We start from the raw sequence: 13199 nt of genomic DNA on the forward strand, positions 1-13199 counted from the left end.
TGCGTGACGCAAACCCTGCTCACCTTCTTAAGCGGCGCCATCTGGTGGGTTATCTATAGCAGCGCGGGTGCGGTCCTTCCCGCGCTGGTGGTCTGGCTGGTGCTGCGCTGGCTGGAAAAAGTGCCTGTCGTCTTCAATCGCGCGTACTTCGCCAGCCTGCTCTGGACGCTGGCGGCCGTGGCCATGAGCGGTATGGTCATCGTCGCCCAGCACGGCAAGGCAGCCGGTGTATCGATCTTCGAGCTGCCCTGGATGCGGGCCTCGCTGGTCGTCGACATGGTGCTGGGCGCTTTCCTCGTATGGCGGCTGGTACCGCGGATCGATGCCCGTCGCGTGAAACCGACCAGCGCCTGCATGGCGGTGGCCATCGTGATGATGGTGGCGATGATCGTGGGGACCACGATTCGCCGCTGAACGCCATTCGGTCGCCCTATCGGGGCGATTGAGACTATGCGTTGGACTCTGGTCAATGCGCCCCCATAATGAGAGTCATTCTCAATGAGGGCGCCAACATGGCCCGGGCGATCAAATACGCCGCGACGCATTTCAGCATCGCATTTTCCATGAGTTACGCGGTAAACCAGAGCGTGCTTGCCAGTACCGCTATCGGGGTGGCCGAGCCGATCGCGTTTGCGTTCGGCCGGCGGGCGTTTCGTCAGGATGCGGGCAGGCAAGCGGTGGTGAAATCGGCGAAGGTTTGCGCTGGCTGAGAGTTTGTCCGATCTGCGTAGGAGCCCGCTTGCGGGCCCCTACATGCGGTTTTAGCGGCTTGTCGCGCGTTTGTTTTCTTCCGTCACCGCCTTCGTGAATTCCCCGAACGGAATATCGGTGATGCCAACCAGCCCGATGTGCGCGTTCTCGCCGTCGAGGATTCTTCCGGTGACAGGCTGATCCACGTACTGGAACCAGTGCGTGCCGACGATGACGCCCGACGCCACCGCCGCATCGACAAAACGGGCGTACGCTTTGCCGCGCTCGGCATCATTCGCCACGGCAGCCACACCATTACCGAACGGGCCTCGATCCGCCGAGCCGAAATGGAACTCGGTAATCATCACGGGCTTGTCCATCTTGCGGAAGGCCGCGATATCGAAACCGTGCTCGGGGATATCCGCATACGTATTGATGCTGGTGACATCGCTCCACTTCGCGCTGGCCGCTTCTACTTCCGGCGTACGGACGGCTAAACGACCGCCGAGGAACAGATGATGCGGATCGGTCTTCTTCAGCGCTTGCGCAACGGTCTGGAAATAGGTGTCCGCGTAGAGATTAAGAAACGCGATGTAGTCGACGGCGACCGCGGGATGCGCCTCGGACGGATCGGGCGCTGCAAAGTTCGCTGCGGCGAGCTGGTTCCATGACATCGATGGCAAGCCCCACGCCTGCACGAACCGGCCAGCGTCGTCGCCATAGGTTTTCTTCAGCGCGGCGATGAACGCCTGCTTTGCCGGACTATCCGGACCCTGCTTCAGCGTGCCGGTGGCCAGCGCCCAGCGACCTTGTGGCCCCGTGCCCGCCCATGCAAGTTCGTTGTCGGCGAAGTAACCCAGCAACCAGGGATCGTCACGCACGTCGTGCGTCGCACGCGTCACGGCATCGCGTACCGCCACCACGAAACGCGGATCGAACGGGTCGGGCATGCGGCCCCAGTAATCGAAGCCGGTGGCGACGGTGTTGTAGTCGCCATGGACGAGGATGGGCACGGTATAGGCGATGCGCTTTTCCTTCGCCAACGCCGGATCGCTCCAGTTACCCAGCGTATTGAATCGCCACGCGAGCAGGCGATCGATGCTGCGCTTGCGCCATGCCGATGCTCCATTAGCGCCCAGCGTACGCGCGATGTTCGTGGCGTAGACGTCCCACCAGCGCCCATGGTTCAGACCGTTGTCGCGTTGCGAACCTTTGTCACTGCGACTGTCGCCAGTGCCGAGCCGATCCTCTTCGGTCCACTTCGTATCGGTGAACATGTATTCGCGGCCTTCCACGTAGGTGCGGCCATCGGTAGCGTTCACCGCGTTCACGCCAAGCGAGAAGAATGCATGGCCTTCCGGCGTGACGAGATACCAGCGGGCACCAAGTTTCTGCGTGTGGAACCAGCCCGTGCGTTGCAGACCGGCGAGGTCTTTCCGGCCGCCATAGATATCGATATCGTCACGCGGCGAGGCAGCGGGCGCGGCGTTCGCGCGTTCTTTCAGCTCGGCATCCGTACCGATTTTCTCGGGCCACGTGGCCCGCGTGAACTGACCATAGCGATCGACGATGGCGGTGTATGCGCTTTTCAGGCCAGCATCGCCGGCTACCGCATCGAGTTTGCCGAAAAGCAGCGTCTGCGGCGCACCCGGCTGCGGCATCGACAGACGCAACGACGTGACCGCGTGCGTATCGATGCCACCGTCGACGAAGGTCGCGACGATCAACTTGTGCGCATCGTCGCCGAACGGCATCGGCGGTCCGACCTGCATGCCGAACGCACGCGGCGAAGTCGGCGACAGCGGGACGACCAGTGTCTGCGGCGGCCCGGGCGGAATACCCACCGTCGTGCGCAGATGCGCATCGCCCTGCCCTGCGATATCGACCATCAAGGTCACGGGCCAGGGCATACCGTTCTGCACACGAAGCGTCACGCTGCCTTTCGCCGACCAGTCCCATGTCCCCGACGCGGGCTTCAGGCTAAGGGACGGCGCTGCCGCAGGCCGGAAGGTAACAGCGACCTGCTCGCTTCCGTCGGCGGCGTGCTGCACTTTGCCGTCGAGCGAAGCGTCGCTGGCGTCGATGCGGATCGACGCGCCCGGGTGGGCCAGATCGACGACCGTATCGCCCGGTGGCGGAACGGCGGCGTGGGAACAGGCACTGGCGAAACAAGCACCGACAAAGAAAAACTTCGATAGACGCATGAGGGTTCCGTGGGATCAGACCGTGCGCAGTCGACGCCGCCACAGGTAGTAAACGGGAATGCCCAACGCGATGACGAGCAGGCTCATGCCTGCGTTACGCGGATCGTTGATGGCGGTGGCGACGATGACGCCAAGCACCGTGACAACGAAAATCATCGGCAGCACGGGGTATAGCGGCACCAGGTACGGCGACGGTTCGCTCTTGAGTTTCCTGCGATACCAGAAGATCGTGGCGATACCGAATGCATGCGAGAGCCATTCGCCCACCGTGGTGAAGTCGAGCAACGCGCCGAAGCTTCCCGAAAGAATCAGAAAAATCGCCCACAGGCCCAGCGCCGCCAGCGCGAACTGCGGCGCACGCGTGCGCGGTTCGATGCGCGCGATCGGACGGAAGAACATGCCGTCGGCACTCATGACCTGGAGTACGCGCGCGCCGCCGGCAATGGCAATGCTGCAATAGCCGAAGGTGGAACAGGCGATGCCGACCGCGATGACCGTGGCGCCGTGCTCGCCGAACATGCGGCGCATCAGTTCGGCGGCGGGCGCTGTGCTGGCCGCAAGGCCGGCGTGGCCCAGGCCCGCCAGATACGCAAAATTGACCAGCACGTAGCAGACGACCACGCTGCCCATGCCGAGGCCAAGCGCACGGGGCAACGTGCGCTGCGGTTCGCGGACTTCGCCGGCAAGATCGTTCAGGTAGTGAAAGCCGCCGTAGGCGAAGAGTACCGGCAGCAATGCGCCGATAAAGGTTCCCGAGCTGACATGCGCCGGGCCCGGTTCGAAGGCCATGCCGTAATGACCGCGTGCCAGCACCAGTCCTACGACGATCAGCAGTGCCACGGCGCCGAGCTTCAGCAACGTGAAGACGTTCTGCATCAGTGCACCCGCGCGAATGCCGAAGAGGTTCACCGCGACGATAAAGACGATGGCCCCGACCGCGAGGGGTTTGACCCATTCGACCGGGAGACCTGTCGCAGCGCATGCGTAGTCGGCAAACGTGGTCGCAACGGCGGCGACACTGCCCGGGTAGTTGATCAGCGCCATCGTCCAGCCGAAGAGAAAAGCCGGCAGTTGCCCGAATGCTTCGCGCAGATAGACGTATGTGCCGCCCGCCTGCGGGCGTCGCGCGCCGAGTTCGGCGTAGCAGAGGACGCCGGTAAGCGTCAGCAGTCCGCCGATCACCCATAAGGCGAGCAGCGCGGTGCTGGACTGCGTGCGCTCTGCAACGGTGGCCGGCGTGCGGAAGATTCCCGCGCCGATGACGCCACCGATAACGATCATCGCGGCATCCCAGATGCCGAGGCGGCGGAGATAGTGACTCGGGGGCGGGGCGGTGGGGGCCATGGGGTTACGATGCCACAAATGGGATGCGGCTTCGTCGCTTCGTAGGCTTTCGCGGACGAAGTCCGCTCCCACCAGGTGCCACACCGTACGAAGCTCCTGGCTTTTGCCCCGTGGGAGCGGACTTCGTCCGCGAAAGCCTATGGAACGGTGACGACTCACTGCTTCAAAGCCAGACAGCATTCCAGTATGGATAGTCGCCTACATGATCGACGAGGCCCGCTCTCACTGGATTGGCAACCAGATACCGTGCCGCAGCCCGGACATCGTCTTCGATACGCAATGCGGTGTCATGAAAACTTGTCTGCCAGATCGGATAGCGCCTGCCCGTCGCTCGGACAGCACGGGTTGCGAGGGCTTTGAACCTGCCTACGGCTCTCGCCAACTCTCCCTCGTGCAGTTCGATAAGGCCATGCCAGTGATCTGGCATCAGAACCCATGCAAGACAGGCTGCATGTGGCCAGGTCGTGCTGGCGTGACACACGCTGGAGATGGTTCGGGCGGTTCGATAGTTGGAGAATATCTTTGCGCGACCCCACGTCGACGTGGTGATCAGATAGATCTGTCCGGGCTGCGAAACGCGCCCACGACGGAGAGAACGGCTACCGGGGAGATTTTTCATTCGCCAGAGCGTGAAGCCCACACAAGCCAATGACCATGGGCCTTCGGCGGTCGTTGGCGAGAGTGTGGAGAGAGGCTCTCAGTGGGCGTCCTCCTTCTTCCCTTCGCTGGCTTTCGCCCGCGAAGCGGGCTCCTACAAGGTTCCTGCCAACGTGGTGTCCGCGCGCTCCGCTCGGGAGCGCGCGGATGTTTTTTACTTCTTCTTCGGAATATACAAATCGGTGATCGTGCCTTCGTACACTTCGGCGGCCATGCCTACCGATTCGCCGAGGGTCGGGTGCGGGTGGACGGTGCGGCCGATGTCGCCGGCTTCCGCGCCCATTTCGATCGCGAGTGCGAGTTCGCTGATGAGGTCGCCTGCATGCACGCCGACGATGCCTGCGCCAACGATGCGGTGCGTGGCTTCGTCGAAGATGAGCTTGGTGAAACCTTCCGTGCGATCGATACCGATCGCGCGACCGGACGCGGCCCAGGGGAACTTGCCCACGCCGATCTTCAGGCCCTTTTCCTTTGCCTCGCGCTCGGTGACGCCGACCCAGGCGATTTCCGGATCGGTGTATGCCACCGACGGAATCACGCGTGCGTCGAAGAAGCTCTTCTCGCCGTGTGCCGCTTCGGCGGCAACCTTCGCTTCGTGCGTCGCTTTATGCGCCAGCATCGGCTGACCGACGAGATCGCCGATAGCGAAGATGTGCGGGACGTTGGTGCGCATCTGCTTGTCGACGGGGATGAAGCCGCGATCGGTGACTTCGACGCCGGCCTTGTCCGCACCGACCTTGTTGCCGTTCGGCGAGCGGCCGACGGAAACGAGGACGCGATCGTAGACGGTGGTCTCGGGGATGCTCTCGCCTTCGAACGTGACGACGATGCCCTTCTTCTCGGCCTTGGCCGCGACGACCTTGGTCTTGAGATGGATGCCTTTGTAACGCTTCGCGATGCGCTGTTGCAGCGGTTTCACAAGATCGAGATCGGCGCCCGGCATGAGCTGGTCGGCGAGTTCGACAACCGTGACTTCGGCGCCGAGCGACGCATACACGGTGGCCATTTCCAGACCGATGATGCCGCCGCCGACGACGAGCAGTTTCTTCGGCACGTCGCGCAGTTCCAGCGCGCCGGTCGAGTCGATGACGCGCTCGTCGTCCCACGGGAACGACGGCAGTTTCACCGACTGCGAACCCGCGGCGATGATCGCCTTCTGGAAACGGATGAGCTTCGTGCCTTCGGACGTGGTCACTTCCAGTTCGTTCGGCGAAACGAACATGCCGACGCCGGTGACCGTACGCACCTTGCGCTGCTTGGCCATGCTGGTGAGACCGCCAGTGAGCTTGCCGACCACCTTGGTCTTGAACTCGCGCAGCTTGTCCAGATCGATCTTCGGCTTGCCGAAGGTAATGCCGTGCGCGGAGATCGCTTCGGCTTCCTCGATGACGGCAGATGCGTGCAGCAGCGCCTTCGACGGAATGCAGCCCACGTTGAGGCAGACGCCGCCGAGCGTTTCGTAACGTTCCACGAGGACAGCGTCCATGCCGATATCGGCGGCGCGGAACGCGGCCGTATAGCCGCCCGGACCGGAACCCAGCACGACGATTTCGCATTCGATATCGGCGGTACGACCCGACGCGCCAGCGGCTTTCGGTGCCGCGGCCGCCGCTGGCGCAGGAGCCGATACCGGCTTCGGTGCCTCGGGCGTCTTCGACTGACCGACGACCTTGTCGCCGGACGGCTTGCCGGTGTCGACAGCGTCAGCCACTTCGATGAGCGCGATGACGGTGCCTTCGTTCACTTCGTCGCCGAGCTTGATCGTGATCTCGGTGACGACACCGCCCTGGCTGGCGGGGATATCCATGGTCGCCTTATCGGATTCGAGCGTGATGAGGCTCTGTTCCTTGATGACGGTATCGCCGGGCTTAACCAGGATTTCGATGACCGGCACGTCGTGCGAGCCGCCGAGATCGGGGACTTTCAGTTCGATGGTATTGGCCATGTGTATCCCCCGGTCAGAGCAGCAGGCGACGGATGTCGCCGAGCTGGTTGGCGAGGAACACGGCGAAACGCGCGGCGAGCGCGCCGTCGATGACGCGATGGTCGTAGGACAGCGACAGCGGCAGCATCAGGCGCGGTGCGAATTCCTTGCCGTTCCAGACGGGCTTCATCTGCGCCTTCGATACACCGAGGATCGCGACTTCCGGCGCGTTGACGATCGGCGTGAACGCCGTGCCGCCGATACCGCCGAGCGACGAGATCGAGAAGCAGCCGCCGGACATGTCGTTGGCGGTGAGCTTCTTGTCGCGCGCCTTCTTCGAAATTTCGCCCAGTTCGGCGGCAAGATCGAGCAGACCCTTCTTGTCGGCGTCGCGGATGACCGGGACGACGAGGCCGTCCGGCGTGTCGACGGCGATGCCGATGTGGAAATACTTCTTGAGCGTAAGCTTCTCGCCGGTGACATCCAGCGATGCGTTGAACTGCGGGAATTTCTTCAGTGCGGCGACCACGGCCTTGATCTGGAAGACCAGCGGCGTGACCTTGAGGTCTTTATTTTCTTCGCCGAGCTTCTTACGGAAGGCTTCCAGCTCGGTGATGTCCGCTTCGTCGTGCTGCGTGACGTGCGGGATCATCGCCCAGTTGCGCGCGAGATTGGCGCCGGAAATCTTCTGGATGCGCGAGAGCGGCTTTTCTTCGATCTCGCCGAACTTCGAGAAATCGACCTTAGGCCATGGCAGCAGGTTGAGCCCGCCGCCGCCGGCAATAGCGCCGCCCTCGACCGGACGCACACCCGAGGCAAGCGCATGCTTGACCCAGCCGGCGACATCGTCGCGCTGGATGCGGCCACCGCGACCCGTGCCCTTCACCTGGGACACGTCGACACCCAGTTCGCGCGCGAAGGCACGAACGGCGGGGCTGGCATATGGCACCTGTTCCGGCATGACGACGCTGGCGTCGAAGGACACCGGCGGCGTGCGCGGACCACCGGCATCGGTGGAGGCGCGGGCCGGGGCCGGAGCAGCGGCTTCGACGCGCTTCGGCGCTTCGGAAACGGCCGGAGCGGGAGTGGCGGCGGCAGGCGCAGCGGCCGGAGCGGCCTCGCCTTCGGCTTCGATCAGGGCGATGACCGCGTCCTGGGACACTTCGTCGCCGACTTTGACCTTCAGTTCCTTGACGACACCCGCGAACGGCGCGGGAATTTCCATCGTAGCCTTGTCCGATTCCAGCGTGAGCAGGCTCTGGTCCTTGGCGACGGTGTCGCCGACCTTGACCATGATCTCGATGACCGGAACGGCGCTGCCGCCGATATCGGGAACGCGGACTTCCTTCGTGCCGCCGGCGGACGCCGCAGCCCTGGCCGGGGCTGGCGCGGGAGCGGCGGCAGGCGCGGGGGCCGGCGCAGCGGCTTCGGCCTTCGGGGCTTCGGCGGCAGGCTTGGCCTCGGCGGCGCCGTCGGCTTCCACCAGGGCAATGACCGAGCCTTCGTTGACCTCGTCGCCGACCTTCACCTTCACTTCCTTGATGGTGCCCGCGAACGGCGCGGGGACTTCCATCGTGGCCTTGTCCGACTCAAGCGTGACAAGACTCTGGTCTTTTTCGACGCGGTCGCCGACCTTCACCATGATTTCGATCACGGGAACGGCGGTGCCGCCGATATCGGGAACTAGCGCTTCTTTGACGTCGGCCATGGAACCTCCTGAAACATGCACCGACGGGCTGACGAACCCGTCGACGGGGGAATGAGGGGCGCCTGTGACGGCGCAACCCTCTAATCATAATCCCTGTTCAGACATTTCCCACGGTTTAAACGGTTGTTTGGCTCATTTCGGGGCCTGCGGCGAGGGCATCAGCGGGTGCGCGGACGCCTCTGCCGGTCCTGGCTGGCTCACCACGCGGATCTCGCTCTGCGGAAAGGGAATGGTGATGCCGGAGGCGTCGAAGCGCTCTTTCACGCTGCGCAGGAGGCTGGTCTGGGTCTCCCACAGGTCCCCGGTGGCGGTCCAGCCGCGGATGACGAGGTTGACGGCGCTGTCGCCCAGGGCTTCGGTCCAGACACCGGGTGCCGGGTCCTTGAGGATGCGCGGATCGGCGGCGAAGAGCTGGCGGACGGTGTCCATGGCTTTGCCGATGTCGTCGCCGTAGCCGATACCGACCTTGATCTCGAAGCGGCGGGTGCCACGGCGGTTGTAGTTGATGATGGCATCGCCGCCCACCTTGGCATTCGGCACGACCGCCTCGCGGTTATCGGGCATGACGAGATAGGTGTGCATCAGGTTGACGCTCTGGACCGTGCCTTCGACGCCGCCGATGAGAACGACATCGCCTACCCGGAACGGACGGAACAGGATCAGCAGGACGCCCCAGGCCAGATTGGACAGGGAACTGTTGAGTGCCAGGCCGATGGCCAGGCCGGCGGCGCCCAGCGCGGCGACGAAGGGCGCGGTGGGAATGCCCGCGACACCCATGGCCTGGACGATCAGCAAGGCGATCAGGATGCCGTAGATGATATTGCGCAGGAAAAGCGCGAGCGTGACGTCGACACTGGCCCGTTCGAGCGCGCGGCGACTGAAATTGGCTAAACGTGCGGCGAACCAGAAGCCGACGACGACAACGAGCAGCGCAATGCCGATCTTGATGCCGTAGCGGGAAAGGTTCTGTGAGAAATGTTCGAAGCCGATGGAGGCGAAGAAATCGTTCATGGGCTGCCCTGTCGTGGAATTCGGCGGGGAGGGTAACAGGGGGATGGTGAATGATGGGTTGGCTGGGAGGCGCTTGTTGGGAGGCGCCTTCTGTGGGAGCGCGCCTGCGCGCGAAAGCCTACGGAGCGTAGATGCCGTACGTTGCATCCGCAGCCAGATCGGCGGGCTCGCGATGCGAGCATCGGGCTTCATCGCCCCGTAGGCTTTCGCGCGCAGGCGCGCTCCCACAGAAGGCGTGGCCTCACAGAACGCGTGCTCCCACAGAAAGCCATGGAAAGCCGCCGAAGGCCGCGGAAAGCCAACGCCGACATTAAGGAGATCGACGTTTTCCGAACGTAAAAAAAGGCGCCTTTCGGCGCCTTCTTCTTAGTGCGGGCTCGACGGTTGCGGCGGGGGAACCTGCGCCGTCTGCGCGGGAGCCATGTCGATCTTCTTTCCGCCGTACGGAAGTACCGTGGCGGCGAGTTTGCTATCCGCCTTCAGCATGCCGACTTCGTCGCCGACGATATGCGCGGCTTCGTCGAGCGGCGTGTCCTTGGCTTTCTTCGCCGCGCTTTCGGACTTCAGTTCGGACTTCAGGCTGCGCTCGTTCGGATTCAGGCCATCGTCGCCGCTGTTGTCGTCGGTGGTGTTATCCGAACCGTCGCCGCCGAAGATGGACTTGCGACGATTGCGGAAGTCGGTCTGCATCGCGTCGTATTGCTTGCGTTCGGCCTGACGCGCCGCGAAGTTCAGCGACACGTCGGTCTTGTCGCGCAGCTTCTTGTACTGCGCCAGTTCGTCGAGCATCAGCTTCCACGCCGGCGACGTGGCCACACGTGCCTCGTGCTTCTGCGTCAACGGCACGAACAGCGGCTTCAGATCGGCGACCGGCTTGTAGTCGGCCGGCGGAATCTGCCGCCACGGCAGCGCGTTGTCGTAGGTCGACTCGCCGAAGTCCTTCGCGTCGCCGTTCTCGGGGAACTTGATGTCGGGCGTAACGCCGCGCAGCTGCGTGCTGTCGCCGTTGATGCGGATGAACTCGGCGATGGTCATCTTCAGTTCGCCGTACTGCGGCTTCTCGGAGCTGCTGCCGCGGCCGAATTTGTCGAGGTCGACGAGATTCTGCACGGTGCCCTTGCCGAACGTGGGTTCGCCGATGATGAGGCCGCGACCGTAATCCTGGATCGCCGCCGCGAAGATCTCGGACGCCGACGCCGAACCGCGATTGACCAGGACAGCTAACGGGCCATCCCATGCCATGCCCGGCGCATCGTCGCCCTGCGCTTCGACCTGACCGCGCGCGTCGCGCACCTGCACGACCGGACCAGTGTCGATGAACAGACCGGTGAGTTCGGTCGCTTCGCTCAGCGAACCGCCGCCGTTGTTGCGAAGATCGATGACGACGCCTTCGACCTTGTCGGCTTTCAGTTCGGTGAGCAGCTTCGCGACGTCGCGGGTGGCGCTCTTGAAGTTGGCGTCGCCGGCGCGGCGTGCGCCGAAGTCCTGATAGAAGGTGGGCAGTTCGATGATGCCGATCTTGCGGTCGACATCGCCGTCCTTGACGTCGATGACCTTCTTCTTGGCCGCCTGCTCTTCCATCGTGACCTTCTTGCGGACGAGCGCGATGAACTCGTGCTTGCCGTCGAGGCCTGCATCCGCCGGAAGGATTTCGAGGCGGACTGTGGTGTCTTTCTTGCCGCGGATCAGCTTGACCACGTCGTCCTGGCGCCAGCCGACGACATCGACCATCGGGCCGGTTTCGCCCTGCCCGATCGCCACGATGCGGTCGCCCGGCTTGATCTTGCCCGACTTGCTGGCGGGACCGCCCGGCACGAGTTCGCGCACCTGGGTGTAATCGTCGCGCGCCTGAAGCACCGCGCCGATGCCTTCCAGCGAGAGCTTCATCGCGATGTCGAAGCTGTCCGCCGCACGGGGACCGAGGTAATCGGTGTGCGGATCGGTGGATTCGGCGTACGCGGTCATGAACGCCTGCGTGGCGTCTTCGTTGTCGAGCTGACGCACGCGGGTGATGTAGTTCGCGTAGCGCTTGTCGAGGGTCTTGCGGATGTCGTCGTCGTTCTTGCCGGCGAGCTTCAGACGCAACCAGTCGTTCATCGTGCGCTTGCGCCACACGTCGTCGAGCTCGGCCTGGTCTTTCGGCCATGCGGCCTTCTTGCGGTCGAAGTTGTAGCTGTCGTTACCGTTGAAGTCGAAGCCCTTCGCCAGCAGGCCACGGGCATAGTTCATGCGGTCGACGGCGCGTTCGACGTACAGGTTGAACACCGAAAACGGCCCGGTCAGGTCCTGGTTCCAGATGGCATCGTCGAACTGCGTTTTCAGCGGTTCGAACTTCGCCATATCGGCCTGGGTGAAGAAGACCTTTTCGCTGTCCAGCGCGTCGAAGTAGGCCTTATAGATTTTGGCCGACATGGCGTCGTCGAGCGGCTGTGCCTGGTAATGGAAGCGCGTCAGGAAGCGCGCCGACAGCTGCGCGGCCTGCGCCTCCGCTACGGTCGGCTTCAACGGCAGCGTCGATACCTTGCGCCCGGGTTCCGGCGACGTGGCCGCCTGGGACGCGTCGGGTGCGTTCTGGGCGTATGCGCCCGCGGCGGAAAGAGCCAGAAACAGGACTAACGCGGGACGAAAGGACATACGTGTATTGCCTCGTTGCGCTTTATTCGACGACACCGGCGGCGTGAGCCATCAGGTCGGCATGGTAGGAAGAACGCACCAGCGGACCGGAAGCGACATGGCCGAAGCCCATCTGCTCACCGGCGACGCGCAGCGCCTCGAATTCGTCCGGCGTCCAGTAACGGACCACCGGATGGTGATGCGCCGTCGGCTGCAGGTATTGACCGATCGTGATCATGTCGACGTCATGGGCACGTAAATCCCGCATGGTCTCCAGCACCTGTTCCAGGGTTTCGCCGAGACCGAGCATGATGCCGGACTTGGTCGGAACGTCGGGATGCTGCGCCTTGAAGCGCTTCAGGAGGTCGAGCGACCACTGGTAGTCGGCGCCCGGACGCACTTCGCGATACAGATGCGGCACGGTTTCCAGATTGTGGTTGAAGACGTCCGGCGGGAAGTCTTTCATAACTTCGAGCGCGCGCTCCATACGGCCCTTTCCGCGGAAGTCCGGCGTAAGGATTTCGATACGGATATTCGGGCTGGCATGGCGCACCGCGCGGATGCACGACGCGAAATGTTCCGCACCGCCGTCGCGCAGGTCGTCGCGGTCCACCGAAGTGATGACCACGTATTTCAGGCGCATGTCGCTGATGGTTTCGGCCAGGCGCGCCGGCTCCAGCGGATCGGGCGGCTGCGGACGGCCGTGGGCCACGTCGCAGAACGAGCAGCGGCGCGTGCAGACCTCGCCCAGGATCATGAACGTGGCGGTGCCTTTGCTGAAGCACTCGTGGATGTTCGGGCACGAGGCTTCCTCGCACACCGTGACCAGCGAGTTCTCGCGCAGGCGCGACTTCAGCTGCTGCACGGCATTGCCCTGCGGCAGGCGAACACGGATCCAGCTTGGCTTGCGCAACGTCGGCACGTTGGTGTCGAAATTGGCGCGATTCAGGCCAATTTTGTCGTTGCCCAGCATTTTCTCGCCCGGCTTGTCGACCACGGCGATAGGGATGGATCGGGAGGGGGATGGGATGGTTTGGCTCATGACGTC

10 protein-coding genes are annotated in these 13199 nt (G+C 63.6%); 2 read left to right on the top strand and 8 right to left on the bottom strand.

All coding sequences use genetic code 11. The annotated features are described in order from the left end of the window. Positions 1-3: 3 nt before the first annotated feature. Both AC3IR3_RS17670 and AC3IR3_RS17675 read left to right on the top strand, forming a co-directional pair. Entirely contained in the window at positions 4-414 is a 411-nt protein-coding gene (locus tag AC3IR3_RS17670; RefSeq protein ID WP_489194070.1) for a hypothetical protein, read from the top strand. Between the two features lie 68 nt (positions 415-482). Next, complete coding sequence (locus tag AC3IR3_RS17675) at positions 483-710, top strand: DUF2061 domain-containing protein (RefSeq protein ID WP_489194071.1); 228 nt, start codon at positions 483-485, stop codon at positions 708-710. A 51-nt stretch (positions 711-761) separates the two neighbouring features. Here the strand turns inward: AC3IR3_RS17675 and AC3IR3_RS17680 are convergent, their stop codons facing one another. From AC3IR3_RS17680 to lipA, 8 genes are all read right to left on the bottom strand, one after another. Beyond that, positions 762-2894, bottom strand: coding sequence for a beta-agarase (locus AC3IR3_RS17680; RefSeq protein WP_489194073.1), 2133 nt, complete (start codon positions 2892-2894; stop codon positions 762-764). 15 nt (positions 2895-2909) lie between these two features. Next, positions 2910-4238, bottom strand: coding sequence for an APC family permease (locus tag AC3IR3_RS17685; protein ID WP_489194075.1), 1329 nt, complete (start codon positions 4236-4238; stop codon positions 2910-2912). 163 nt (positions 4239-4401) lie between these two features. Further along, positions 4402-4857 carry an REP-associated tyrosine transposase gene (locus AC3IR3_RS17690; RefSeq protein ID WP_489194077.1) on the bottom strand — a complete coding sequence of 152 codons (456 nt, stop codon included), beginning with the start codon at positions 4855-4857 and terminating at the stop codon, positions 4402-4404. A gap of 192 nt (positions 4858-5049) precedes the next feature. Then, positions 5050-6840 carry a dihydrolipoyl dehydrogenase gene (gene lpdA / locus AC3IR3_RS17695; protein WP_489194079.1) on the bottom strand — a complete coding sequence of 597 codons (1791 nt, stop codon included), beginning with the start codon at positions 6838-6840 and terminating at the stop codon, positions 5050-5052. 13 nt (positions 6841-6853) lie between these two features. Further along, positions 6854-8527: a dihydrolipoyllysine-residue acetyltransferase gene (aceF, locus tag AC3IR3_RS17700; protein ID WP_489194081.1), complete on the bottom strand. Its 1674-nt coding sequence runs from the start codon at positions 8525-8527 to the stop codon at positions 6854-6856. 132 nt (positions 8528-8659) lie between these two features. Continuing rightward, positions 8660-9538: a mechanosensitive ion channel family protein gene (locus tag AC3IR3_RS17705; protein WP_489194083.1), complete on the bottom strand. Its 879-nt coding sequence runs from the start codon at positions 9536-9538 to the stop codon at positions 8660-8662. Positions 9539-9904: 366 nt separating this feature from the next. Next, positions 9905-12172 (bottom strand): carboxy terminal-processing peptidase, encoded by a 2268-nt coding sequence (locus AC3IR3_RS17710; protein ID WP_489194085.1) that lies wholly within the window; start codon positions 12170-12172, stop codon positions 9905-9907. A gap of 22 nt (positions 12173-12194) precedes the next feature. Continuing rightward, the gene (gene lipA / locus AC3IR3_RS17715) at positions 12195-13193 is read right to left on the bottom strand and encodes a lipoyl synthase (RefSeq protein WP_489194086.1); all 999 of its coding nucleotides are present in this window, start codon (positions 13191-13193) and stop codon (positions 12195-12197) included. Positions 13194-13199: the final 6 nt, after the last annotated feature.

This window comes from Luteibacter sp. GL_149 (assembly GCF_057834065.1).